Origin of the sequence: Guptibacillus hwajinpoensis, assembly GCF_020524165.1 — a bacterium.
In the GTDB taxonomy this organism is placed as follows: Bacteria; Bacillota; Bacilli; order Bacillales; family Guptibacillaceae; genus Guptibacillus; species Guptibacillus hwajinpoensis_D.
This window is the reverse complement of the sequence record NZ_JAIVKU010000007.1, coordinates 185,310-210,280: the sequence shown is the minus strand read 5'-3', so window position 1 is coordinate 210,280 and position 24,971 is coordinate 185,310. Positions and strand designations below refer to the sequence as shown.

Below are 24,971 nucleotides of genomic sequence, written 5' to 3'. Positions count from 1 at the left end.
AGGTCACACCCGTTCCCATGCCGAACACGGAAGTTAAGCTCTTCAGCGCCGATGGTAGTTGGGGGATCTCCCCCTGCAAGAGTAGGACGTCGCTGGGCAATGAAGAAAGGCGAGAGACCTGAGGGTTTCTCGCCTTTTTTTATGTGGTTTTATGGAAGGGGTTTTTACTAGCTGAAAGACCCTTATGTCTCACGTTCGCTGAATTAATCTCAAACTCGCGGAATTATTCATGAAAAGCGCGGAATAAAATCGAATTTCGCGGAAATATCTTAAATATCGCGGAATTACTGGCCAGTTCTAACTTTCTCACCTGATTCATCCCCAATCCCCGTATTAAAAGTCCTGATTCTCCGAAAAAGCTGCCTATCTCCCTAAACACAAAAGCCGATTACTCAAAATAAGAGCAATCGGCTTTTTTATGCTAGTTTACTTACCAGTATCATCAATTTCAACCCAGTGCTCTGCCCAGTTTTCAATCTCATGCAAAACTGGAGCGAGTGCGTACCCTTTGTCGCTTAAAGAGTATTCTATGCGAACAGGTGTCTCAGGATATACATTTCGGATAACGATTCCCTGTTGCTCAAGATCCTTTAACCTTTCAGAGAGTACACGACCACTGATGGAAATGGATGTTTCTACTGTGCAAAATCGCTGAGGTCCCTCCAAAAGTTGATGAATAATTAAGCCTGTCCACCTCTGACTCAGAAGGGACATCGCTTTTTCAAATCTAGGACATAGAGAAGATTTATTCATAATCATTCACTCCCAAATTCATTATAACCTAGTATGAATTCAATTCAAAAATTATTGATTAGAAGCAAGTAACTTGACGTATTTAACTTATGATTATATAGTTACTTACATAAAGTAAGTTAATGAGTTTATTCAGAACTCTTAAAGGAGATCTATGATGAAATTTCATTCTGAATCTGTTCCCCACACTAGTGAACTTCATTTGTTTGTGAGTGATTTAAAGCGATCAATCAATTTTTATGTAAAAATAATTGGATTTGAGATATTTAGTCAATCAAACGATACTGTCGTTTTCACAACGAATGGTAAGACACCCCTTCTCACAATTGAACAAACAAACACGAGAAGAGCATACCCTTCAACTGGATTGTATCACTTTGCTTTACTTGTACCTGAACGAAAGCACCTTGCGAATGTACTAACACATCTATTAAGTACTGGATATCCCCTTCAAGGTGCTTCTGACCATTCTGTTAGTGAAGCAATTTATTTAGGAGATCCTGATGGAAATGGGATTGAAATCTATGCAGATCGACCTTCAACACAGTGGAGCTGGGAGGAAGATCAAGTCGTGATGACAACAAATGCATTGAACGCTGAAGAATTAATGAAGGAAGCGTCAGGGGTTATCGAAGGCCTTCCTGAGAATACCGTTCTTGGACACGTTCACCTTCAAGTGTCTGATCTAAAAGAAGCGAAAGACTTCTATCAAAAAGGTTTAGGTCTTCAGATTGTAAGTCAGTTCGGTCATGATGCGATATTCGCATCGTACGGAGGCTACCATCATCATATTGGATTAAATACCTGGCAAAGCGCTGGAGCTTTGCCTCCCAAAGAAAGAAGCACTGGACTTAAGTGGTTTTCGATTGTTTTCACAAGTGATTTAGAAAGAAATAAATGGGTAGAACAAGTAAAAAATTTCAGCAACGTATGGGAGAAAGGTGACGATTTCTATACGAAAGATCCTTCAGGGAATATGATTCGTCTTAGTTTGAAAAAATAGAGAAAAAAGGTGGTTATTCACATGGGTATGATGGAAAAGATTTTTGGTTCAGCAAAGAATGAGGCTAATGGAGATAACAAGAACTTCTTTGAGGCTGTAAAAGGAAGAAGATCGATTTATGGTATTGGTAAAGAGCGCGTCATTTCCGATGACAAACTGCAAGAGATAATTGAGTATGCGGTTAAACACACACCTACCGCATTTAACTCACAAAGCGCAAGGGTGCTTGTTCTTTTAGATGAGAATCACACAAAACTCTGGAATGAGATTACCAAAGAGACACTTCGAGCTATTGTTCCTGCAGATCAGTTTGAGGCAACTGAAGGACGTATGAACGGGTTTGCAGGTGGTTATGGTACCGTTCTTTTCTTCGAAGATCAAGACGTAATTAAAGGACTTCAAGAAAAGCTTCCCACATTTGCTGACAACTTTCCAAAGTGGTCACAGCATTCTTCTGGCATGCTTCAGTTTGTTATCTGGACAGCATTAGAAAAAGAGGGGCTGGGTGCGTCTCTTCAACATTATAATCCATTAATTGACGAACAGGTGAAAGAAGAGTGGGATGTACCATCTAGTTGGGAACTTATTGCACAGATGCCTTTTGGAAACCCTACGGCTCCCCCAGGGGAGAAAGAATTTCAACCTGTTGAAGAACGAGTCATTTTTCATAAGTAATCCTAAAGAAGGAGCGAAAAGCTTCTTCTTCTTTTTTTGATATGAATTCCCTTAGATGTAAGTTAATCTTACATATTTTTTCGAGTAGAAAATGAACTAGTGAATGCGCTAACAAACGCTGACATATTAGGATTCTTGTTCGAGTACGATTTGTTTCTCTAGGTGACGTTGTAAAATAAAAATAATCCTATGTTATTTTATAACCTTCTATTTTATGTATAATATGAATTATCATAATTTTCGGTTTCTATGTAAGTTAGGGGGAATTTCATTGAAGTTAATGGCGAGAGAACAGGAGAAATTAATGATTGTCGTGGCGGCAGATTTAGCGAGAAGGCGGCAATCTAGAGGATTAAAGCTTAATTATCCAGAGGCAATTGCAATTATTACATATGAAGTGCTTGAAGGAGCAAGAGACGGAAAGAGTGTTGCAGAATTGATGCAGTACGGGCGAACGATTTTGGCTAGAGAAGATGTCATGGAAGGGGTGCCAGAAATGATTACGGATATACAAGTGGAGGCTACCTTTCAAGATGGTACCAAATTAGTCACAGTTCATGATCCGATTATATGAGGAGGTATAGCGTTGATTCCAGGTGAGTACAAGTTAAAGTCATCTACGATTGTGTGTAACCAAGAGAAAGAAGCGATTGAAATGGAAGTAACAAACGTCGGAGACAGACCGGTTCAAGTAGGCTCTCATTTTCATTTCTATGAAGTGAATGATGCGCTAAATTTTGATCGCGATCGTGCTTTTGGCATGCATTTAAATATTGCCGCAGGTACGGCTGTTCGATTTGAACCAGGAGATGCGAAAGAAGTTACACTCGTTGAATTTTCAGGTAAGCGTAAAGTGTTCGGACTTAATAATAAAACAAACGGTTCGTTAGATGGTGGGGTGAATCGATGAGTTTTGAACTTTCAAGAAAAGCTTATTCGGATATGTTTGGGCCGACAGTTGGAGATCAAGTGCGTTTAGCTGATACAGAGTTATTTATTGAAGTAGAACGGGATGAAACAAGCTATGGTGATGAAGTGAAATTCGGTGGAGGAAAGGTGATTCGAGATGGTATGGGGCAGCATCCTCTAGCGACGAGAAGTGATTCTGTCGATCTAGTCGTTACCAATGCTCTTATTGTCGATTATACCGGTATTTATAAAGCAGATATCGGTGTAAAAGATGGTCGTATTGCTTCGATTGGTAAGGCTGGCAATCCGTATCTAATGGATAAGATAGATATTGTAATTGGTGCTTCTACAGAAGTTATTGCAGCTGAAGGAATGATTGTCACAGCAGGAGGAATCGATTCACATATTCATTTTATTTGTCCGCAATTAATTGAGACTGCCATCGAATCTGGAATAACAACAATGCTTGGAGGAGGAACGGGTCCAGCGACTGGAACGAATGCGACAACTTGTACACCAGGTGAGTGGAATATTCATCGTATGCTTGAGTCAGCGGAAGCATTTCCAGTGAATCTTGGCTTTCTTGGCAAAGGAAATGCTTCAGGTGAGGAAGCTTTGCGAGAACAAATTGAAGCAGGAGCGATTGGGTTAAAGCTTCACGAGGACTGGGGTACAACAGCTGCTTCCATTGATACAGCATTAACGGTAGCCGATCAGTACGATGTTCAAGTGGCGATTCATACCGATACGTTAAACGAAGGTGGCTTTGTAGAAGATACCCTGAATGCGATTGATGGAAGAGTCATCCATACCTATCATACAGAAGGAGCAGGTGGAGGGCATGCGCCAGATATCATTAAAGCGGCTTCTTATGAACATATCCTTCCATCCTCGACGAATCCTACTCGTCCCTTTACAACAAATACAATCGCGGAGCACCTTGATATGCTGATGGTTTGCCATCATCTTGATTCTTCAGTACCAGAGGATGTGGCATTTGCGGACTCCAGGATTCGAAAAGAAACAATCGCAGCAGAAGATATTTTGCATGATATGGGCGTGTTTAGCATTATTAGCTCTGACTCGCAAGCGATGGGTCGAGTTGGAGAAGTGATATCTAGAACGTGGCAAACAGCAGACAAAATGAAAAAGCAACGTGGGGCAATACCGCAGGACGCAGAGAATGATAATGAGCGTGTGAAACGTTATATCGCGAAATATACGATTAATCCTGCCATTGCGCATGGAATATCAGACGAAGTTGGGTCTATTGAGGTAGGGAAGCTAGCAGATTTTGTTCTATGGAAGCCAGGCTTTTTTGGGGTGAAGCCGGAGCAGATTGTGAAAGGTGGGATGATTGCGTGGAGCGTGATGGGGGACCCGAATGCTTCGATTCCTACGCCACAACCGGCTCTATACCGACCGATGTTTGGACAATTTGGAAAAGCGAAATCGAGAACTTCGATTACCTTTTTATCTCAAGCGGCTATCGAAAGGGGGGTTCATGAAAAGCTTGGGCTCCAAAAGCTGATTAAACCTGTCCAGAATATTAGAAAGCTTAAAAAGAAAGATATGAAATTTAATGGTGAAACACCGGATATACAAGTGGATCCACAAACGTATGAAGTGAAAGTGGATGGTGAGCTGATAACATGTGAACCTGCAACCAGTGTACCACTAGCCCAACGATATTTTTTATTTTGAGGTGGATAACGGATGATTATTAGTGAAGTAAAGGGGAACATTTGCGAAGAAAAAGGAGAACTACCGCACGTTGAGCGTGTGTATCTTCGTAGTGATGAGCTTGTGAAACGAATTCAGCGTGTGAAAACGGATCACGGGAAAGAGATTGGTATTAAACTATCCAAACCAGTCGATTTGACCGATGGTGATATTCTTCATCGCACATCAGAAAATGTGATTGTTGTTAGTGTACTGGAGGATGAAGTAATCGTAATTCAGCCAGATTCTTTAAAACAGATGGGAGAAGTAGCGCATATGCTTGGCAACCGTCATTTGCCAGCACAATTTGAGGGGAATGAAATGATTGTACAGCATGACTATCTCGTCGTTCGGTTGTTAACTGAAATGAACGTTACCCATGTGATCGAGGAACGAAAAATGAAAGAAGCGTTTAAATACATTGGGCATGACTAATGTGCTTTTTCCAATGCTACAAATGAGTGATTCGCAGTTTCCATCAGGTGCATTCTCGCATTCATTTGGAATTGAGACGTACATCTCGAACGGGACCGTTCATGATTCCTCCTCCTTTCAAAACGTGCTTGAGCTTTTTCTTATGAATCAGCTTGTTTACACGGATGGATTAGCTTGTCGGTTCGCTTACGAGTGGTTAGAATCAGGCAAACTTGACCAGCTTTGGGAGCTCGATCAATCGCTTTATGCACTTCAGATGGCTCGAGAAACAAGAGAAGGGAACAGGAGAATTGGCGATCGCCTTGTTAAGGTCGTCTCAACACTTTATCCGAGTCCAGTTTTTGAAAAGTATCTCGATGAATTGAAAAAGAAAAACGTTTATGGACATGGCGCTTTAGTCTTTGCGATTGTTTCTCACCATCTTGGGATCGATGTGGAAACAGCGGTTTCATGCTATGGATTTGCGACGACTTCGTCACTCGTTCAAAATGCTGTCAGAGGCGTGCCGCTTGGGCAAACGGATGGTCAGCGCATTCTTGTCGAGATCCAGCCTCTTCTCACCAGGAGTGTAGAAAGAATTATGTCACTTGATGAGAGTGACTTCGGAATTGGGTCCCCGGGTCTTGAAATCGCGCAAATGCAGCATGAGACGATTAACGTCCGATTATTTATGAGTTAAGGAAAGGATGATCGAAAATGAACGAACCAATTCGAATTGGCATCGGAGGGCCAGTTGGTGCTGGCAAAACATTATTAGTTGATCGATTAACTCGAGCGATGAAAGATGAATTTAGTATGGCGGTGATAACAAATGATATTTACACAAAAGAAGATGCAAAGTTTTTAACCAAGAATGGGATCTTACCTTCCGACCGAATTATCGGAGTAGAAACTGGTGGATGTCCGCATACGGCGATTCGAGAAGATGCATCGATGAACTTTGCTGCTATTGATGAATTAAATGAACGTCATAAAGATCTTGATCTTATTTTTGTTGAAAGTGGGGGCGATAACCTTGCTGCTACGTTTAGTCCTGAGTTAGTTGATTTCTCGATTTATATTATTGACGTGGCACAGGGAGAGAAAATCCCTCGTAAAGGTGGTCAGGGGATGATTAAGTCAGATCTGTTTATTATTAATAAAACAGATCTTGCTCCTTACGTTGGGGCAAATCTTGATATTATGCGTGAGGATACGCTGAAATCAAGAGGAGATCGCACGTTTTTCTTCACGAACTTAAAGGATGAGACAGGGGTTAGTGATGTAGTGAAATGGATAAAAGAACAGGCATTTTTTGTAGGACTTGAGCAGTGACCTATACGGGCTATCTTCAGTTAGAAGCATCTGAGAGGTATGGTAAATCAGTCCTGTCTGATGCTTATTACAACGGAGTGTTTAAAATCTCACGTCCTACTTATACAGAAGAAGGTCTCCCACTTGTACAGTTGATTCACGTAGGCGGTGGCTATGTCGATGGCGATACATACTTTACACAGATTCACGTAAGAAAGAACGCCACATTAGCAGTGACGACCCAGGCATCTACAAAGGTTTATAAAACCCTGAACAAGCAAGTTGAGCAGAAAAGCGTTTATAAGTTAGATGAACAGAGTCAATTACATATGAAGCTAGATCCGCTCATCGCGTATCGAGATGCGCGCTTTATCCAAAAAACGGATGTCTACATGGATAAAAGCGCCGTTTTATTTCTAACCGATATTGTGACGCCAGGCTGGTCGAAGGATGGGGAACTATTCCCTTACACATGTGTGACATCTAAAGTGAAAATCTATCAAAATGAGAAGTTAGCAGTCTATGACCATTTGCGATTAAAGCCTAAAGATGATGTAAGAAAGCTGCTTCAGTTAGAAGGGAATACCCATATCGGCTCCTTGTTCTTTATTCATCCGAATGTAAGTGAGGAATGGATTGAGAAATTGAGAGAGGAGCTTTCTTCCTTTAGTGAAGCTCATTACGGCGTTTCGATATTACCGATTCCTGGTTGCTGCTTTCGAATTCTTGCAAAACGGACATCTGTAATTGAAAAGATTTTTGCTGCAATTGAAACGTTTATTCATCGTACAATTTACAATCGAAGCGCGATATCCTGGCGCAAGTAGTAGGAGACATAGAGGGGGAAAAGGATGGACGCTAGTTTAGTATCCGTATTAGTGATTGGATTTTTACTTGGTATCAAACATGCCATCGAACCGGATCATGTTATTGCCGTTTCAACCATAGCGAGCAAAACGCGTAGTTTGTGGAAATCTTCGTTAGCAGGTGTTTATTGGGGAATTGGGCACACCACAACGCTTTTTCTGATAGGGATGCTTCTCTTTCTCTTTCATACAACCATAACAGACACATGGGCGATGTCGCTTGAAATGCTCGTTGGATTTATGCTCGTGTTTCTTGGGGTTAAAACGTTCCTAACAAAAACGGCAAATAAAGAATTGAAGGGCAATCGAACCTATCTTCAATCGGGTATGATTGGATTTGTACATGGATTAGCCGGAAGTGCAGCGATGGTTCTTTTAACGATGGGTACAGTTGAGACACTGTGGCAAGGGGCGATCTATATTCTCGTTTTTGGTGTCGGGACATGTGTTGGCATGCTAGGGTTCACAACCATTCTTGGTATTCCGTTCGTCGTTACACGAAAACAAATGAAGCTAAACCATCGACTAACTCAGCTGACTGGCGTTCTATCAGTTGGGTTTGGATGCTATTATATCTACCGTATTGGCGTAACGGATGGCTTATTTAGCTTTCTATAGAGAGGATATGAAAAACAGAGGCGATCTTCGATTGCCTCTGTTTCTTCAGGATTCATCTAATTCGACATCGGTGATTTTCAATCGCTTCTTATCTTCTTTTGATTCAATCAATCGGTGAAGATGAATTAATAAAATGCCTCTTTTATAACTCGCATCGATTGGTTGATCACGAACTGGGAATGGAAGTTCAACAATGCGTTCAAATGGACCATGCTTATACTCTTCCTGAACGTTTCGATAGCCTTTCAGATTCATTGATGTCTGACCTTTTACTTTAAGTGTTCGATAATGAATATACACATCGATATCATCGATTTTTTTAATGCCAGGAAGGTAGACTGTACAAATGAGTTCATTTCCTGCTTCGTAAAGGTTCACAAGAGGGCCGTTTGAGACGAACATATCCTGAAAATCAGTCCAGAAGTCATCCCCCATAAATTTATTCATTTTGTTTTTCCAATCATACATCTGACTCCAATAGTCTCCCATTAGGTTTCCTCCCCAGACTTTTTCCCAGTATATGCACCTAATGGATGATTGTTAAATGATTTGAGTGATGGCTAACGTAGGTAAACAAGAAACATGGAAAAATTAGTCGAAACTTTTTAGCTAAATTCGATAAATATCGCATGCGGTTTTCCGTTTCCTCGTGTTATGCTAGGGAAAGTTCGAGTTTGAACGATAAGGGAAAAGGAGGATGGACATGCTAGATAGTGGTCTTGGCATGGTTGCGACCATTTTTGTGATTAATATCGTTTATGTATCGTTTCTCACGATGCGCACGATTCTTACACTTAAAGGTCAGCGATACCTTGCAGCAATTACTGGAACAATTGAAATTGCAATATATGTTATAGGACTTGGTCTCGTCCTCGATAATCTTGGACAAATCCAAAACGTTATTGCTTACGCCCTTGGTTTTGGTGTAGGAATTATCGTTGGGATGAAGATCGAAGAATATCTTGCCCTTGGTTATATCACCGTAAATGCCATTACAACAAAGCTTGAAGATGATATTCCAAATAAATTAAGAGATATCGGTTACGGTGTTACGCACTATCTTGCACATGGTAGACAGGGAGAACGTCTCGTGATGCAAGTGCTAACGTCGCGAAAATCGGAAAGAAAGCTCTACAAAGCGATTGAAGACCTTGATCCGAAAGCTTTCGTTATCTCTTATGAACCCCGTACCTTCCAGGGTGGATTCTGGGTTAGAAAAATTCGGAGGTAATGTATGGAAAAGAAAGCGAAGAAAAAGAAGTTTGAAGTTCAGGAAAATGAATCACTTTCTGATTGCTTAACACGAATGGATGAAGAAGGTTACATGCCTGTTAGAAGACGGGAGGAGCCTGTCTTTAAAGAGACCAAAGGTTCCAAAGAACCAGAGCTATGCGGTCGAAAAATTGTTTTTGATGGAAAGTTAAAGTAAAAACCGAACATTACAGTATATATAAAACACATCGTTCGATTTTTCGTTGACAGTTGAACGTCGCTCTTGTTACTATGTAAGAGGAGCAAAAAGGATACCTCATATAATCTTGGGAATAAGGCCCATAAGTTTCTACCTGACGACCATAAATCGTCGGACTATGAGGGGGAAAGTCGTGTTTTGCGTTCGCGTAGATCAGGACAAATGTGTTTTCGCCCGAGGTAGAAGCTTCTTCTAAGTAAATAGAAGAATTCTATCTCGGGCTTTTCTTTTATTTTCACACTATTTAGATTAATTAGTACCTTCACTAGAGGAGGAATAGTATGGACGCAAAGGTTGGCGTAATAATGGGAAGCACTTCTGATTGGGATACGATGAAGCATGCGTGTGACATACTAGAAGAGCTTCAAGTGCCATTTGAGAAAAAAGTTGTTTCGGCTCATAGAACCCCGGAATTAATGTTTGAATATGCAGAATCGGCCAGAGAACGCGGCTTGAACGTCATTATTGCGGGAGCTGGTGGGGCTGCCCATTTACCAGGTATGGTGGCTTCGAAAACGACTCTTCCCGTCATCGGCGTACCTGTTCAATCACGCACATTAAATGGATTAGATTCACTTCTCTCGATTGTACAAATGCCAGGGGGCGTACCTGTTGCAACCGTTGCGATCGGAAAAGCAGGAGCGAAAAATGCAGGACTACTAGCTGCGCAGATATTGAGTACCAATGATACAGCAATCGAGCAGAAGCTTAGTACGTATCGAGCGCAAATGAAAGAGACCGTACTCGAAAGTAGTGATCGCTTATGAGGAAAACCATTTTACCTGGAAGTACAATTGGGATTTTAGGTGGCGGTCAGCTAGGACGAATGATGGCGTTGAAGGCGAGAGAGATGGGCTATCAAATTGCCGTCCTTGAACCGAAAAAAGATTCACCTTGTGGTCAGGTGGCGGATCATGAAGTGGTTAGTGGCTATGATGATCTAGATGGCGCACGTCAGTTAGCTGATGTAAGTGATGTGATCACTTATGAATTCGAAAACATTACACACGATACAGCAAGATGGCTGGAAGAAAACGCATATATGCCTCAGGGTGGAGAACTACTTCGAGTGACGCAAGATCGCTATATTGAGAAAACAGCGATTCAGGATTCTGGTCTTCATGTAGCGCCTTTTGAAGCGGTCGATTCTCATCAAGATCTTAAGGATGCACTGGAGAAGATCGGCCTCCCTTCCGTCCTCAAAACACGTACGGGTGGTTATGACGGGAAAGGGCAGTGGGTGCTTCAAACGGAAAAAGATGTTGAAGCTCTCACCTTCCCGAACGTACCTTGTATTCTAGAAAGTTGGGTTCCGTTTCAAAAAGAGCTGTCCGTAATTGTGACACGTAGTGTAACAGGGGAAACAACGACATTCCCTATAGGTGAGAACATCCATGTGAACAATATTCTTCATCAAACGATCGTTCCAGCTCGAGTAGATGAAGCGGTCAAAATCAAAGCAGATGAGATCGGAAAGAACATTGCGAATAACCTAAATCTTGTTGGTACACTTGCAGTTGAGCTATTTCTTAAAGATAATGAGATTTATGTAAATGAGCTAGCACCACGGCCACATAATTCTGGTCATTATACGATGGAGGCTTGTGAGACATCACAATTTGAGCAGCATATCCGAGCAATATGTGGATTACCGCTCGGAAGCACAGAACTTCTAAAACCTGTTGTGATGGGCAACTTGCTCGGTCAGCATATCACTCCGCTAATGGACAGTATTTCAGAGCTTGGAGATGCAAAGCTACATTTATATGGGAAAGAAGAAGCAAAGCCTAATCGGAAAATGGGACATATCAACTTTCTTGCGCCTTCAACTGAAGAAGCGATGAAGCGAATAAACTCATGGAAGTTATGGCAGTAAAGACAAGAGACCAGGAGGACTTAAAATGATTGAACGTTATACTCGCCCTGAAATGGGAGCGATTTGGACAGAGGAAAACCGCTACAATGCGTGGCTTGAGGTGGAAATCTTAGCATGTGAAGCCTGGGCAGAACTTGGCATCATTCCGAAAGAAGATGTTCAAAAAATCCGTGAAAACGCTGGTTTCAACGTTGATCGCATTCATGAAATTGAAGAAGAAACGCGACATGACGTGGTAGCTTTTACAAGAGCTGTATCTGAAACGCTTGGAGAAGAACGGAAATGGGTGCACTACGGTCTAACATCAACAGATGTCGTTGATACAGCACTCTCCTATCAGCTAAATCAAGCAAACGACATTTTGATCAAAGACATTGAGAAATTTATTGACGTTCTTAAAGCAAAAGCACAGGAACACAAGTACACCGTCATGATGGGGAGAACCCACGGTGTTCATGCAGAACCAACAACGTTCGGTCTTAAAATGGCGCTATGGTACGAGGAAATGAAGCGTAATTTGGAACGATTTAAAACAGCTGCTGATAACGTTCGTTTCGGTAAACTATCAGGTGCAGTTGGAACGTATGCAAACATTGATCCATTTATCGAGCAGTATGTTTGTGAAAAGCTTGGCCTTCAACCAGCGCCGATTTCAACACAAACGCTTCAGCGCGATCGTCATGCTCATTACATGTCGGCTCTAGCACTTGTGGCAACATCGATTGAAAAGTTTGCTGTTGAGATTCGTGGTCTACAAAAGAGTGAAACGCGTGAAGTAGAAGAGTTTTTCGCGAAAGGACAAAAGGGATCTTCCGCTATGCCACATAAGCGTAACCCGATTGGTTCTGAAAATATGACTGGTATGGCACGCGTGATTCGTGGCTATATGACAACGGCTTACGAGAATGTTCCTCTCTGGCATGAGCGTGATATCTCTCATTCTTCAGCAGAGCGTGTCATTCTTCCGGATGCAACGATTGCACTCAATTATATGCTTAATCGCTTTGCAGGAATTGTTTCGAAACTAACGGTCTTCCCTGAGAACATGAAGCGCAACATGACAAGAACATACGGCTTGATTTACAGCCAACGCGTTCTTCTGTCGCTTATTGATAAAGGCATGGCACGTGAAGCAGCTTATGATCTTGTTCAACCAAAAGCAATGGATGCTTGGGAAAGAGGCATTCAATTTAGAGAGCTTGTTGAAGCAGATCCTAAGATTACAGATCAGCTGAGTGAAGCAGAAATTGAAGATTGCTTTGACTACAATTACCACCTTAAGCCGGTGGACATGATTTTTGAACGTCTCGGACTTTAATTAAGCATCGGAGGGGATCACCATGGAAAAACAAGCATTGTTGTACGAAGGAAAAGCGAAGAGAATTTACGCAACGAATGAAGCGGAAGTTGTTTGGGTTTCGTACAAAGACTCAGCAACCGCTTATAACGGAGAGAAGAAAGCAACGATTACAGGCAAAGGCCGCCTAAACAATGAAATTACAAGCCTGCTCTTTGATTATTTAAAAAGTGCTGGAATCGACAGTCATTTTATTGAAAAGCTTTCTTCTACTGAACAGCTAGTGAAACGCGTTTCGATCATTCCACTTGAAGTGGTCGTTCGAAACATCGCAGCTGGGAGCTTTTCCAAACGCACGGGTGTGAAAGAAGGAAAGTTACTAAAACAGCCGATCGTTGAATTTTATTACAAGAATGATGACCTTGGTGATCCTCTTCTCACGCTTGATCATGTGCTAGAACTTGAACTTGCAACAGAAGAAACCGTTCAAGAATTAAAGGAACGCGCGTTAAAGATCAATACGCTATTACGTGAATACTTCCTTGAGCGTGACGTAAAGCTCGTTGATTTTAAATTAGAGTTTGGTGTAACACCGGAAGGCACGATACTGTTGGCCGATGAAATTTCTCCAGATACTTGCCGCTTATGGGACAGCAAAACAAATGAAAAACTAGATAAAGACGTGTTTCGAAGAGATATTGGAAATTTGACAGAAGCGTACGAACAAATTTTAACTCGCCTGGGGGGCTCCGAATCATGTACAAAGTAAAAGTCTATGTAACGTTAAAAGAAAGTGTTCTAGATCCACAGGGAAGTGCCGTAAAGAATTCACTGCACAGCCTTTCGTATCATGAAGTGGAAGATGTACGGATCGGAAAATACATGGAGCTCACCGTGAAAGATACGGAGAACCTGGATCAGCGAATTAAAGAAATATGTGAGAAGCTTCTTGCGAATACCGTGATTGAAGACTACACCTATGAAATCGAGGAGGGAGTCGCACAGTGAAATTTGCAGTGATTGTGTTCCCGGGTTCAAACTGCGATGTGGATATGTATCACGCTATCAAAGATGAGCTTGGAGAAGAAGCGGTTTATGTCCGGTACGATGAGCAGAATCTAGCAAACTATGATGCGATTCTTTTGCCAGGCGGTTTCTCTTACGGAGACTACCTTCGCAGTGGCGCCATAGCTCGCTTTTCGCCGATTATGGCTGAAGTGGTAAAGGCGGCAGAAGCAGGTAAACCGATTCTTGGTGTTTGTAATGGATTCCAAATTCTCTTGGAAGCAGGTCTATTACCAGGAGCGATGAAACGAAATAAGAATTTGAAGTTCATGTGTCGTCCTGTGACATTACGCGTTCAAAACAATGAAACGATGTTTACTTCAGTTTATGAAAAAGAAGAGGAAATCACAATTCCAATTGCACACGGAGAAGGAAACTACTATTGCGATGAGGCGACACTTGCGACCCTGAAGCAGGAAAATCGTATTGCATTTACCTATGCAGATAATCCGAACGGCTCGGTTGAAGATATTGCTGGGATTGTAAACGAAAAGGGCAACGTTCTTGGGATGATGCCTCACCCTGAACGAGCGGTAGATGAGCTGTTAGGAAGTGCAGATGGATTAAATCTATTTAAATCAATACTACGCAACTGGAGGGAATCCCATGTCACACATGCATGAACCAACACCTGAGATGATTAAAGACCAGAAGCTCTACAGTCAGATGGGCTTAACAGATGAAGAGTTCGGTATGGTGGAAGAGATTCTTGGCCGTACGCCGAATTACACCGAAACGGGGCTATTTTCCGTGATGTGGTCGGAACACTGTAGCTACAAGAATTCAAAACCGGTGTTGAAAAAATTCCCGATCACAGGCGAGCGCGTTCTTCAAGGTCCTGGTGAAGGAGCTGGAATCGTTGATATCGGTGACGAGCAGGCAGTCGTATTTAAGATTGAAAGCCACAACCATCCATCTGCGATTGAGCCTTATCAAGGTGCGGCAACAGGAGTTGGGGGAATTATCCGTGACGTTTTCTCAATGGGAGCTCGTCCGATTGCACTTCTTAATTCACTTCGTTTCGGAGAGTTGAGCAATCCGAAGGTGAAGTATTTGTTTGAGGAAGTTGTTGCTGGTATTGCAGGATACGGAAACTGCATTGGTATTCCAACAGTAGGAGGAGAAGTTCAGTTCGATTCTTCTTACGATGGTAATCCTCTTGTAAATGCCATGTGTGTTGGCTTGATTGATCATAAAGACATTCAAAAAGGAATTGCATCTGGAGCTGGCAATACAGTGATGTATGTTGGAGCCAGCACAGGACGTGACGGCATCCACGGCGCAACCTTCGCATCTGAAGAATTGACAGATGCTTCTGACGAAAAGCGCCCAGCTGTTCAGGTTGGCGACCCGTTTATGGAGAAGCTTCTTCTTGAAGCCTGTCTTGAGCTTGTTCACTGTGATGCGCTTGTCGGCATTCAAGATATGGGGGCAGCAGGTTTAACATCTTCCGCTTCCGAAATGGCGAGCAAGGCAGGCATGGGACTTGAGATGAATCTAGATGAAGTCCCACAGCGAGAAAAAGGAATGACGCCTTATGAAATGATGCTTTCTGAATCTCAGGAGCGTATGCTCGTTGTGGTGAAAAAGGGGCATGAAGCTGAGATTAAAGCGATCACAGATCGCTGGGGTCTTTTAGCAAAAGAAGTTGGCGTAGTAACGGAAGATAAGCAGTTCAGACTTCTTCATAATGGGGAAGTGGTTGCAGATGTACCGGTTGATGCACTTGCAGAGGAAGCGCCGGTTTATCATAAGCCTTCTCGTATTCCCGAGTATTATATTGAAAATCAACAGCTTCATAAACCAATTCCTGAGGTGGAAAATGCGAAGGAAATGCTTTATACACTACTAAGTCAGCCGACGATTTCAAGCAAGGCATGGGTTTTTGATCAGTATGACTATATGGTACGGACGAATACGGTCGTAGCGCCAGGATCAGATGCGGCAGTAGTTCGCGTACGTGGAACAAACAAAGGATTAGCGATGACGACGGATTGTAATTCCCGTTATTTATATCTCGACCCTGAAGTTGGAGGTCAAATTGCGGTAGCGGAAGCGGCGCGTAACATTGTTTGTTCAGGTGGTGAGCCACTAGCGATTACAGATTGCTTGAACTTTGGTAACCCAGAGAAGCCAGAGATCTTCTGGCAAATTGAAAAAGCAACAGATGGCATGAGTGAAGCATGTCGCATGCTCAATGCTCCTGTTATTGGTGGGAATGTATCCCTTTATAATGAAACGAACGGCATTGCTGTATATCCCACACCGGTTGTTGGAATGGTGGGGCTTGTTCATGATCTCAGTCATGTTACAACGCAGCATTTTAAAAAAGAAGGAAACTTGATTTACATGCTTGGAGAAACGGGAGAAGACTTTGGTGGTAGCGAGCTTCAAAAGTACCTTGATGGTAAGATTTCAGGTCAAGCTCCTACCCTTAATCTTGAAATCGAAAAAGAACGCCAAAACCAACTTTTAACCGCGATTCAAGATGGTCTCGTTGAATCAGCTCACGATCTAGCAGAAGGCGGCCTTAGTGTGGCCCTTGCAGAATCACTCATTGGTACAGAACTTGGAGCTAACGTAAGGATTGACGGAGATATCACGACAGACCTTTTTAGTGAAACACAATCTCGTTTTCTTGTAAGCATCAAGGGGGAACATCAGCAGGCATTTGAGCAAAGAACGGGAGCAACGCTAATCGGTGAAGTAACCGGTACTGGTGTTTTAACCATTATGCATGAAGATGAAACACATATCTTCGATGCTCCAGTTCAAGAGCTTGAAGCAGCTTGGAAAGGAGCCATTCCATGTTTGGTGAAATCAAAGGCTTAAATGAAGAGTGTGGCGTATTTGGCATCTGGGGTCACCCCGATGCTGCGTCGCTAACATATTATGGACTTCATAGCTTACAGCATCGTGGGCAAGAAGGCGCGGGCATTGTAACAACTGATGGAGATCGACTTTACAACCATAAAGGATTAGGCCTTGTAAATGACGTTTTTGGACCAGGAGATCTTGATAAGCTTGAAGGAAATGGCGCAATTGGTCATGTGAGATATTCCACCGCAGGAGGCGGTGGATATGAGAATGTTCAGCCTCTTGTGTTCCGCTCACAGAACGGTGGCCTCGCTCTAGCGCATAATGGCAACCTTGTGAATGCCAATGCGCTTAAGCATCAGCTTGAAGGACAGGGGAGCATTTTCCAAACAACGTCTGATACGGAAGTACTTGCCCATCTTATTAAACGAAGTGGCTACTTAAGTCAGCGGGAAAAAGTGAAAAATGCCCTCACAATGGTGAAAGGTGCTTATGCTTTCATTATGATGACAGAGAAAGAAATGATGGTTGCTCTTGATCCCCATGGATTGAGACCTCTTTCTTTAGGAATTCTAGAAGGCGCGTATGTCGTGGCATCTGAAACGTGCGCATTTGATTTAATCGGAGCAGAATATATTCGGGATGTGCAACCAGGGGAGCTTTTGATAATTAGCGAGAACGGGTTGGAATCTGAGCGTTTTTCTTCTTCCATCTCTCGTGCCATTTGCTCGATGGAGTACATCTACTTCTCAAGACCAGATAGCAACATTGAAAATATTAATGTGCATACGGCACGTAAACAGCTTGGCAAGCAGCTTGCTAAAGAAGCGCCAATTGAAGCGGATATTGTAACAGGTGTTCCAGACTCAAGTATTTCAGCTGCGATTGGTTATGCGGAAGAATCAGGGATCCCCTATGAAATGGGTTTAATTAAAAATCGCTATGTAGGGAGGACGTTCATACAGCCTTCTCAGGAGCTAAGAGAACGAGGGGTGAAGATGAAGCTTTCACCAGTTCGAGGAGTTGTCGAGGGCAAGCGTGTCGTGATTGTCGATGATTCAATAGTAAGGGGTACAACAAGTAGACGGATCGTTACGATGCTTCGTGAAGCGGGAGCGAAAGAAGTTCATGTACGCATTAGTGCACCTCCTATTATTAGCCCATGTTATTACGGAATTGATACCTCAAACTCAGGCGAATTGATTGCGGCGAAGATGAGTGTTGATGAGATGTGTGAAGAAATTGGTGCGGATTCGCTAACTTTCCTTACAACTGATGGCATGACAACAGCAATCGGTAGAGAGGATAAAGATTCTTCATGTGGTCAATGCCTTGGTTGTTTTACAGGCAATTATCCGACGGAAATTTATCCTGATACCGTTCATCCTTACGAAAAAGTTTAACCGAAGGAGGCCATTATGGCACAAGCATACAGGCAGGCAGGCGTTAACATAGAAGCAGGTTATGAAGCGGTAGATCGTATTAAGCCTCACGTAAAGAGAACAATGCGCAAAGGCGTAATGGGTGGCCTTGGTGGCTTTGGCGGCATGTTCGATCTGTCTGAACTAGACTACGAGAAACCAGTTCTTGTTTCAGGAACGGACGGTGTTGGAACAAAGCTCATGCTCGCGATTCAACTCGATCAGCATGACACGATTGGCATTGATTGCGTGGCCATGTGCGTAAATGACGTTGTCGCACAGGGGGCAGAACCTCTCTATTTTCTTGATTATATTGCAACTGGAAAGCTTACACCTGAGCGAATCGAGGAAATTGTAAAAGGTGTGGCAGAAGGCTGTTCACAGGCAGGCTGTGCCTTAATTGGTGGAGAAACAGCTGAAATGCCTGATATGTATCAAGAAAATGACTATGATCTTGCTGGATTTACGGTGGGAGCTGTTGAAAAATCCAAGCTGATTACGACAGAGAATGTGAAAGAAGGAAATGTCCTAATCGGTCTTGCTTCAAATGGGATTCACAGCAACGGTTTTTCCCTTGTACGGAAAGTCTTGCTGAAAGATCATAACATGGATCTTTCAATTTCTTATGATGAGCTTGGTTCAACGCTTGGTGAGGCGTTACTTGCCCCGACGCGTATTTATGTTAAACCGGTTTTAAATGTTCTTAAATCGCACACTGTGAATGGAATTGCTCATATTACAGGCGGTGGCTTTGAAGAGAATATTCCGCGTATGCTTCCTAAAGGACTGGCAGCCCAGATTGATTACGGTTCATGGCCGATTCCTCCAATTTTTGATTTGATTGAAAAGAAAGGAAGCCTGGCACGCAAAGAAATGTTTACCACATTCAACATGGGGATCGGTATGGTACTTTCAGTGCCTGAAGATGAGGCGATTAATGTGATTAAATCACTTGAGCAGGATGGCGAACGGGCTTATATGATTGGTCGTGTAGTTAAAGGAGAAGGAATTGAATTTGGAGGCGGTGACTTGTCGTGAAGAAGCTAGCCGTATTCGCATCTGGGAGCGGATCGAACTTCGAAGCGATTGCCGCTGCGATTGAAAAGGGACAGATCGAAGCAGAAATAGCGCTTGTGGTTTGCGATCGTCCTGGAGCAAAAGTTGAAAAAAGGGCAGAACGCTTTGGCATTCCTGTCCTTTCCTTTTATCCTAAATCGTATGAATCCAAAGCTGATTTTGAAAACTTCATTCTTCAACAGTTGAACGAAGCGGGTGTTGAATGGATCATCCTTGCTGGTTATATGAGGTTAATTGGTCCAACGCTTCTTCAAGGTTTTGAAGGAAGGATCATTAATATCCATCCCTCTCTACTGCCTTCGTTCCCTGGAAAAGATGCAATCGGGCAAGCATTTGAAGCAGGGGTTAAAATCACAGGTGTTACCGTTCATTTTGTGGACGAGGGAATGGATACAGGTAAAATTATTGATCAAGACAGCGTTCGAATTGATGAGGAAGATACAAAGGAAGACCTGGCAAACAAAATCCAAGCCGTAGAACACCTCTTGTATCCTGCTGTCATTCGTTCCCTTCTTCAGGAAAAAAACTAGAGAAAGTAGGAGGAATTCACATGACGATTAAACGCGCACTCATTAGCGTTTCTGACAAAACAGATATTACAGAATTTGCAAAAGGACTTGCTGACAAAGGAGTAGAGGTGATCTCAACAGGTGGAACAAAGCGTGCCCTTGAAGAAGCCGGTGTCGATGTGATCGGTATTTCTGACGTTACGGGTTTCCCAGAAATTCTTGATGGCCGAGTAAAAACACTCCATCCAAACGTACATAGTGGTCTTCTTGCTATGCGTGACAATGAAGCTCACCAAGAACAGTTGAACGAGCTAAACATTAAACCGATTGATCTTGTCGTTGTGAATTTGTACCCTTTCCAGGAAACAATCGCAAAACCGGACGTCACGTATGAAGAAGCGATTGAAAACATTGATATTGGTGGACCGACAATGCTTCGTTCCGCTGCTAAAAACCATCGTGATGTAACGGTTGTAGTCGATCCTTCTGACTATCACCGCGTCTTACGTCAAGTCGAGGAAAATGGAGACACTACAGGAATTCTTCGTCGTGAACTTGCAGCAAAAGTATTCCGTCATACGGCTTCCTACGATGCTGTGATCTCTGAATACCTCACAGCTCAATCCGGAGAAGAAGAGCCTGAATCATTAACGGTAACCTTTGAGCGTAAACAAACGCTTCGCTATGGAGAAAACCCACATCAAAAAGCTGTTTTCTATAAGAAACCTTTATATAAAGGGGCTTCTCTAGCTTCAGCTGAACAGTTAAATGGTAAGGAGCTTTCTTACAATAACATTAATGATGCGAATGCAGCCCTTACTATTGTGAAAGAATTTGACCAGCCCGCAGTAGTAGCTGTTAAACATATGAACCCTTGTGGCGTCGGTACGGGGGAAACAATTTTTGAAGCTTATCAGAAAGCGTACGAAGCGGATTCAACTTCTATTTTTGGTGGTATTGTTGCGATCAATCGTGAAGTAGATGAAGCAACGGCTCTTAAGCTAAAGGAAATATTTCTTGAAATTATTATGGCGCCTTCGTTTACGGAAGAAGCTTTAGCTGTTTTAACAAAGAAAAAAAACCTTCGATTATTAAAACTAGATGTCGCGGCTTCATCTGCTGTAGAGCATCAGCTTACTTCAATTAATGGTGGTCTTTTACTTCAAGAGCGTGACCATTATGGATTTGATGAAGCTGATATTTCCGTTCCAACTGATCGTGAACCAACTGAAGAAGAATGGGAAGCATTAAAGCTCGCGTGGAAAGTTGTGAAACACGTCAAGTCAAACGCGATTGTTCTCACGAAGGATGATCAAACAATCGGAATTGGTGCTGGTCAGATGAACCGTGTTGGTGCGGCGAATATTGCGATTGAGCAAGCGGGTGAGAAAAGCAAAGGATCAGTAATGGGCTCAGACGCTTTCTTCCCAATGGATGATACGGTGGAAGCAGCAGGGCGCGCTGGCGTCACAGCAATCATTCAACCTGGCGGATCGATCCGAGATGAGGATTCGATTAAAAAAGCGAATGAATACGGTATTACCATGGTCTTTACTGGCATTCGTCATTTCAAACATTAAGAGGAGGTTTTTCGAGTGAAGGTATTGGTAATTGGCCGCGGTGGCCGCGAGCACGTGATGGCCTGGAAAGCGGCAGAAAGCAGCCTTGTCAATCAAGTCTATGTCGCTCCGGGTAACGCGGGCATGAAGGACGTTAGCCAGCTTGTGGCGATTGAAGAGAGCGATCATGAGGGACTAGTTGCCTTCGCAAAAAAGGAAAACATTGATTTAACACTTGTTGGCCCTGAACAACCTCTTCTTGATGGCATTGTGAATCGCTTTGAGGAGGAAGGACTCCGTGTATTTGGCCCTAGACAAGAAGCGGCCTTGATTGAAGGAAGCAAAACATTTGCTAAAGAATTAATGATTGCGAACAACATTCCTACTGCATTTTCTAAGTCCTTTACTGACTATGCGGAAGCGAAGGCTTATGTTGCAAAAGTCGGGGCTCCGATCGTTTTAAAAGCAGATGGTCTTGCTGCAGGTAAAGGTGTTGTAGTGGCGATGTCATTGGATGAAGCGCTAGAAAGCCTGCATGATATGATGGAGAACAATCAATTTGGTGCCGCGAGTGAACGCGTGGTGGTGGAGGAATTTCTTGAAGGAGAGGAGTTCTCTTTGATGGCTCTTGTCGAAGGAGAACGGGTATACCCTCTCGTTATTTCACAAGATCACAAACGGGCTTTCAATGGTGATCAAGGACCGAATACGGGGGGGATGGGAGCTTATTCCCCTGTGCCGCAAATCTCTCAAGATATTGTTGATCATGCGGTAGAGACAATTTTAAAGCCAGCTGCTAAAGGAATGAAGACGGATGGTCGCTCCTTCACGGGTATTCTTTATGCAGGACTTATGTTAACAGCAGATGGTCCAAAAGTAATTGAATTCAATGCACGTTTTGGCGATCCGGAAACGCAAGTGGTATTACCGAGAATGACGTCAGATTTCGTTCAAGCGATTCTTGAACTTCTTGATGGACAAGAACCTAAGATTGAATGGAGTGAACAAACCGTTATCGGTGTGGTTGTTGCTTCAGGTGGCTATCCAGGTAGTTATGAAAAAGGCAAGTTCATTACAGGGCTGGAGCAAGTTGATTCTGATGCACTTGTTTTCCACGCTGGAACGAAACAAAGTGGCGATCATCTTGTAACGGACGGAGGTCGTGTCCTTCTTGTAGCTTCGTCAGGAGATGATTTAAAAGCGGCGAGTGAGGCCGTTTATTACGAGCTTGAAAAGGTTCATGTCACGGATGGATTTTATCGAACAGACATTGGACATCGTGCTATTTCACACGTTTCTTCCTGATGTAGGCAAACGCAATGGCAACAATACTTCCGATGATCATGGTGTAAATTAACCAAGTATCCGTTATATATTCGAGCATATAGAAACCTCCTTTTGATAAGGTAGAGAAAACTTCCCTGAACCCAGGGAAGTTTTTTTATAAAATTTTAAGAAGGATTGATTACTCTTTCAAGCGCTGTTTCATCTGGATCGCGTGTTTCATCCTGTGTCATAAGATCAACGACAGGACAATAGCGCGTATGACCTTCAGCTACCTTCATGGCGCCGATCGCAGCGATTACCCAGGCAGATGTCGATTCTTCTTTAGATAACTTTGCGGTTGAGTAAGCCAGTAAAGTGAAACCGGCAGTAAGGCGAATAAAGGCATTCATCATGCTAATATTTGGCTTCATTTGAAAATCTCCTTTCTTCATTCACAAATCAAAAGTAGCAACGTTTCAAAATTATGTTAAAATAAAGAAAACTTCCTGAAGCGGGTGATGGTTATGGCGAAACGAAAAAATTTATGGACGAAGCAGCAATTACGACAGCACGTTCAAGTTGTGTCTGGAGAACTGCCTCCATCGATCGTTTTCTACAATGCAACGTATTTAAACCACGGAATAAAAAAATGGGTGACATCAAATATATGGGTGTATGAAAACCGCATTGTGTACGTAGGTGATGATCTTCCTGAAAAGCATCCTTCAACTGAATGGGTTGATTGCGAAGGACGATGTCTTGTGCCAGGTTACATTGAACCACACGCACATCCATTTCAACTATATAATCCCCTTACACTTGCGCGATATGCATCTCAGCGGGGAACAACGACAATGATGAATGATAACCTTCTTTTGCTTCTAGGTTTGCCTAAAGAGAAAGCGCTTACATTAATTGAAGACCTGGATCAGTTCCCTGTTTCCATGTATTGGTGGGCACGATATGATTCGCAAACAAAGCTGTTAGATGAAGAGATGATCACGAATAAAGTGGTTAAAGAATGGCTTGCACACCCACTGGTCATCCAAGGAGGAGAGCTTACGGCATGGCCTGACGTACTTGGAGGCGATGACGAAATTTTAGAATGGATGCAAGAGACGAGAAGGCTAGGTAAGCCTGTAGAAGGACATTTGCCTGGTGCTTCTCTTGCAACGTTAACGAAAATGGGCCTTCTCGGAGTTTCATGTGATCATGAAGCGATGACTGGTGAAGAGGCTTTGCGACGACTAGAGATGGGGATGATGACGTCACTACGTTATTCTTCGATAAGACCAGACCTACCTGTCATTCTCGAATCTTTACTTAAGAAAGGAATTACTTCTTTTGACCGAGTCATGATGAATACTGATGGGTCAACGCCTTCTTTCTTAGAAAATGGCACAACAGACAAATTAATTGAAATAGCTCTTGAGAAAGGGGTGCCTTCAGAAGATGCGTATTCTATGGTGTCATATAATGTGGCAAACCACTACGGCATAAGCGATACGCATGGTATGATAGCACCGGGTAGAGTTGCTCATATTAATATTCTTGAATCAAAAGATAAGCCTCATCCTGTTTCCGTACTTGCACGTGGAAAATGGCTAAAGCGTGAGAGGAAAGAAACGGATCAAGATTGGTCTTTTGAGTGGGGAAAACATGGACTTACTCCGTTAAACAATACGTGGGAAATTCAACCTAATGATTTAACGTTCTCAGGTCCAGCAGGAATGGAAATGATCAACGCGGTGATCACAAAGCCATATAACCTATCTGTTGAGACGTCCGTAGACAAGCTTCCTGCAGACTCAGATGAAAGTTTTATCATGCTACTCAGTCGCGAAGGGGAATGGCGAGTAAACACCATTATTAAAGGCTTCGCGAATCGGGTGCAAGGTTTTGCCAGTAGCTTTTCGAATACGGGTGATTTTATTCTAATTGGGAAAAATAAAGCAGATATGATGACAGCATTTAACCGAATAAATGAAATTGGTGGAGGGATTTCTCTTGTAGAAGATGGGGAAGTCATTTCCGAAATTCAATTGCCTCTCATGGGGAAAATGTCTGATCTGCCGCTTGAAGAACTAATTACAAAGGAAAAACATATGATCCAAGAACTTGAGGATAGAGGCTATTCATACAAAGATCCGGTTTATAGTCTGCTGTTCTTCTCTTCGACGCATTTACCTTTTATTCGATTGACGCAGCAAGGAATTTATGATGTAAAGAGGAAAATGGTACTTTTTCCTTCGATAATGCGTTAAACTATAACCAAGTAAACCCTTAACGAAGTAAAGTGCATGAATTTACTAGCTTGAATTGTTAGAATGAACGTAAAG

29 protein-coding genes, 1 rRNA gene and 1 riboswitch are annotated in these 24,971 nt (G+C 42.7%); of the genes, 26 read left to right on the top strand and 4 right to left on the bottom strand.

Translation table 11 applies throughout. From position 1 onward, the window contains the following. Positions 1-98: ribosomal RNA gene (gene rrf / locus LC090_RS20290) — 5S ribosomal RNA — on the top strand; the annotation flags it as partial. A gap of 328 nt (positions 99-426) precedes the next feature. Here rrf and LC090_RS20285 read toward each other — a convergent pair. Next, positions 427-753, bottom strand: a complete 327-nt coding sequence (locus LC090_RS20285; protein ID WP_226659962.1) for a winged helix-turn-helix transcriptional regulator — start codon at positions 751-753, stop codon at positions 427-429. A 154-nt stretch (positions 754-907) separates the two neighbouring features. Between LC090_RS20285 and LC090_RS20280 the strand changes: the two genes are divergently transcribed. The 10 genes from LC090_RS20280 (at position 908) to LC090_RS20235 (ending at position 8,274) form a co-directional block, all read left to right on the top strand. Continuing rightward, the gene (locus tag LC090_RS20280; protein WP_369522780.1) at positions 908-1,756 is read left to right on the top strand and encodes a VOC family protein; all 849 of its coding nucleotides are present in this window, start codon (positions 908-910) and stop codon (positions 1,754-1,756) included. Between the two features lie 21 nt (positions 1,757-1,777). Beyond that, complete coding sequence (locus LC090_RS20275) at positions 1,778-2,431, top strand: nitroreductase family protein (protein ID WP_226659961.1); 654 nt, start codon at positions 1,778-1,780, stop codon at positions 2,429-2,431. A 271-nt stretch (positions 2,432-2,702) separates the two neighbouring features. Beyond that, positions 2,703-3,005 carry an urease subunit gamma gene (locus tag LC090_RS20270; protein ID WP_226659960.1) on the top strand — a complete coding sequence of 101 codons (303 nt, stop codon included), beginning with the start codon at positions 2,703-2,705 and terminating at the stop codon, positions 3,003-3,005. 12 nt (positions 3,006-3,017) lie between these two features. Then, positions 3,018-3,341 (top strand): urease subunit beta, encoded by a 324-nt coding sequence (locus tag LC090_RS20265; RefSeq protein ID WP_226659959.1) that lies wholly within the window; start codon positions 3,018-3,020, stop codon positions 3,339-3,341. After that, a complete protein-coding gene (gene ureC / locus LC090_RS20260; protein WP_226659958.1) occupies positions 3,338-5,044 on the top strand; it encodes an urease subunit alpha in 1,707 nt (568 codons plus the stop codon). The genes LC090_RS20265 and ureC overlap by 4 nt, the downstream gene beginning before the upstream one ends. A 12-nt stretch (positions 5,045-5,056) precedes the next feature. After that, complete coding sequence (locus LC090_RS20255) at positions 5,057-5,497, top strand: urease accessory protein UreE (protein ID WP_226659957.1); 441 nt, start codon at positions 5,057-5,059, stop codon at positions 5,495-5,497. A gap of 13 nt (positions 5,498-5,510) precedes the next feature. After that, on the top strand, positions 5,511-6,176 hold the full coding sequence (locus LC090_RS20250) for an urease accessory protein UreF (protein WP_226659956.1): 666 nt from the start codon (positions 5,511-5,513) through the stop codon (positions 6,174-6,176). A 17-nt stretch (positions 6,177-6,193) separates the two neighbouring features. Next, positions 6,194-6,811: an urease accessory protein UreG gene (gene ureG / locus LC090_RS20245; protein WP_226659955.1), complete on the top strand. Its 618-nt coding sequence runs from the start codon at positions 6,194-6,196 to the stop codon at positions 6,809-6,811. Continuing rightward, the gene (locus LC090_RS20240; RefSeq protein WP_226659954.1) at positions 6,808-7,617 is read left to right on the top strand and encodes an urease accessory protein UreD; all 810 of its coding nucleotides are present in this window, start codon (positions 6,808-6,810) and stop codon (positions 7,615-7,617) included. Before ureG ends, LC090_RS20240 begins: the two co-directional genes overlap by 4 nt. Before the next feature lie 24 nt (positions 7,618-7,641). Then, the gene (locus LC090_RS20235) at positions 7,642-8,274 is read left to right on the top strand and encodes a sulfite exporter TauE/SafE family protein (RefSeq protein WP_226659953.1); all 633 of its coding nucleotides are present in this window, start codon (positions 7,642-7,644) and stop codon (positions 8,272-8,274) included. A gap of 45 nt (positions 8,275-8,319) precedes the next feature. Here the strand turns inward: LC090_RS20235 and LC090_RS20230 are convergent, their stop codons facing one another. Beyond that, positions 8,320-8,763: an Hsp20/alpha crystallin family protein gene (locus tag LC090_RS20230; protein ID WP_226659952.1), complete on the bottom strand. Its 444-nt coding sequence runs from the start codon at positions 8,761-8,763 to the stop codon at positions 8,320-8,322. Between the two features lie 214 nt (positions 8,764-8,977). Here LC090_RS20230 and LC090_RS20225 point away from each other — a divergent pair, with 214 nt between their 5' ends. From LC090_RS20225 to purD, 14 genes are all read left to right on the top strand, one after another. Continuing rightward, positions 8,978-9,505, top strand: coding sequence for a DUF2179 domain-containing protein (locus tag LC090_RS20225; RefSeq protein ID WP_159780937.1), 528 nt, complete (start codon positions 8,978-8,980; stop codon positions 9,503-9,505). Positions 9,506-9,508: 3 nt separating this feature from the next. Further along, complete coding sequence (locus tag LC090_RS20220; RefSeq protein ID WP_224599292.1) at positions 9,509-9,703, top strand: NETI motif-containing protein; 195 nt, start codon at positions 9,509-9,511, stop codon at positions 9,701-9,703. Positions 9,704-9,782: 79 nt separating this feature from the next. Next, a riboswitch (purine riboswitch) is annotated at positions 9,783-9,884 on the top strand. Positions 9,885-10,026: 142 nt separating this feature from the next. Further along, complete coding sequence (gene purE / locus LC090_RS20215) at positions 10,027-10,512, top strand: 5-(carboxyamino)imidazole ribonucleotide mutase (RefSeq protein WP_226659951.1); 486 nt, start codon at positions 10,027-10,029, stop codon at positions 10,510-10,512. Then, positions 10,509-11,621 carry a 5-(carboxyamino)imidazole ribonucleotide synthase gene (gene purK, locus LC090_RS20210; RefSeq protein WP_226659950.1) on the top strand — a complete coding sequence of 371 codons (1,113 nt, stop codon included), beginning with the start codon at positions 10,509-10,511 and terminating at the stop codon, positions 11,619-11,621. Before purE ends, purK begins: the two co-directional genes overlap by 4 nt. 25 nt (positions 11,622-11,646) lie before the next feature. Next, a complete protein-coding gene (purB, locus tag LC090_RS20205) occupies positions 11,647-12,939 on the top strand; it encodes an adenylosuccinate lyase (protein WP_226659949.1) in 1,293 nt (430 codons plus the stop codon). 22 nt (positions 12,940-12,961) lie between these two features. Further along, positions 12,962-13,687, top strand: a complete 726-nt coding sequence (gene purC, locus LC090_RS20200) for a phosphoribosylaminoimidazolesuccinocarboxamide synthase (RefSeq protein ID WP_226659948.1) — start codon at positions 12,962-12,964, stop codon at positions 13,685-13,687. Beyond that, positions 13,675-13,926, top strand: a complete 252-nt coding sequence (gene purS / locus LC090_RS20195; protein WP_098446125.1) for a phosphoribosylformylglycinamidine synthase subunit PurS — start codon at positions 13,675-13,677, stop codon at positions 13,924-13,926. Before purC ends, purS begins: the two co-directional genes overlap by 13 nt. Beyond that, entirely contained in the window at positions 13,923-14,606 is a 684-nt protein-coding gene (purQ, locus tag LC090_RS20190; protein WP_226659947.1) for a phosphoribosylformylglycinamidine synthase subunit PurQ, read from the top strand. The genes purS and purQ overlap by 4 nt, the downstream gene beginning before the upstream one ends. Beyond that, positions 14,590-16,815 (top strand): phosphoribosylformylglycinamidine synthase subunit PurL, encoded by a 2,226-nt coding sequence (purL, locus tag LC090_RS20185; RefSeq protein WP_226659946.1) that lies wholly within the window; start codon positions 14,590-14,592, stop codon positions 16,813-16,815. The genes purQ and purL overlap by 17 nt, the downstream gene beginning before the upstream one ends. Then, the gene (gene purF / locus LC090_RS20180) at positions 16,791-18,203 is read left to right on the top strand and encodes an amidophosphoribosyltransferase (RefSeq protein WP_226659945.1); all 1,413 of its coding nucleotides are present in this window, start codon (positions 16,791-16,793) and stop codon (positions 18,201-18,203) included. The genes purL and purF overlap by 25 nt, the downstream gene beginning before the upstream one ends. Positions 18,204-18,218: 15 nt before the next feature. Further along, a complete protein-coding gene (gene purM / locus LC090_RS20175) occupies positions 18,219-19,259 on the top strand; it encodes a phosphoribosylformylglycinamidine cyclo-ligase (RefSeq protein ID WP_226659944.1) in 1,041 nt (346 codons plus the stop codon). Beyond that, entirely contained in the window at positions 19,256-19,828 is a 573-nt protein-coding gene (gene purN / locus LC090_RS20170; protein WP_226659943.1) for a phosphoribosylglycinamide formyltransferase, read from the top strand. Before purM ends, purN begins: the two co-directional genes overlap by 4 nt. A gap of 20 nt (positions 19,829-19,848) precedes the next feature. After that, on the top strand, positions 19,849-21,387 hold the full coding sequence (purH, locus tag LC090_RS20165) for a bifunctional phosphoribosylaminoimidazolecarboxamide formyltransferase/IMP cyclohydrolase (RefSeq protein WP_226659942.1): 1,539 nt from the start codon (positions 19,849-19,851) through the stop codon (positions 21,385-21,387). Between the two features lie 15 nt (positions 21,388-21,402). Beyond that, on the top strand, positions 21,403-22,671 hold the full coding sequence (purD, locus tag LC090_RS20160) for a phosphoribosylamine--glycine ligase (RefSeq protein WP_226659941.1): 1,269 nt from the start codon (positions 21,403-21,405) through the stop codon (positions 22,669-22,671). On the opposite strand, the gene LC090_RS22225 is transcribed toward purD, so the two are convergent. After that, positions 22,649-22,750 (bottom strand): EYxxD motif small membrane protein, encoded by a 102-nt coding sequence (locus LC090_RS22225; protein ID WP_337957775.1) that lies wholly within the window; start codon positions 22,748-22,750, stop codon positions 22,649-22,651. The genes purD and LC090_RS22225 overlap by 23 nt on opposite strands. A gap of 67 nt (positions 22,751-22,817) precedes the next feature. Further along, on the bottom strand, positions 22,818-23,063 hold the full coding sequence (locus tag LC090_RS20155) for a YgaP family membrane protein (RefSeq protein WP_224599261.1): 246 nt from the start codon (positions 23,061-23,063) through the stop codon (positions 22,818-22,820). A gap of 93 nt (positions 23,064-23,156) precedes the next feature. Here LC090_RS20155 and LC090_RS20150 point away from each other — a divergent pair, with 93 nt between their 5' ends. After that, positions 23,157-24,896 (top strand): adenine deaminase C-terminal domain-containing protein, encoded by a 1,740-nt coding sequence (locus LC090_RS20150; RefSeq protein ID WP_226659940.1) that lies wholly within the window; start codon positions 23,157-23,159, stop codon positions 24,894-24,896. The last annotated feature ends 75 nt before the right edge of the window (positions 24,897-24,971 follow it).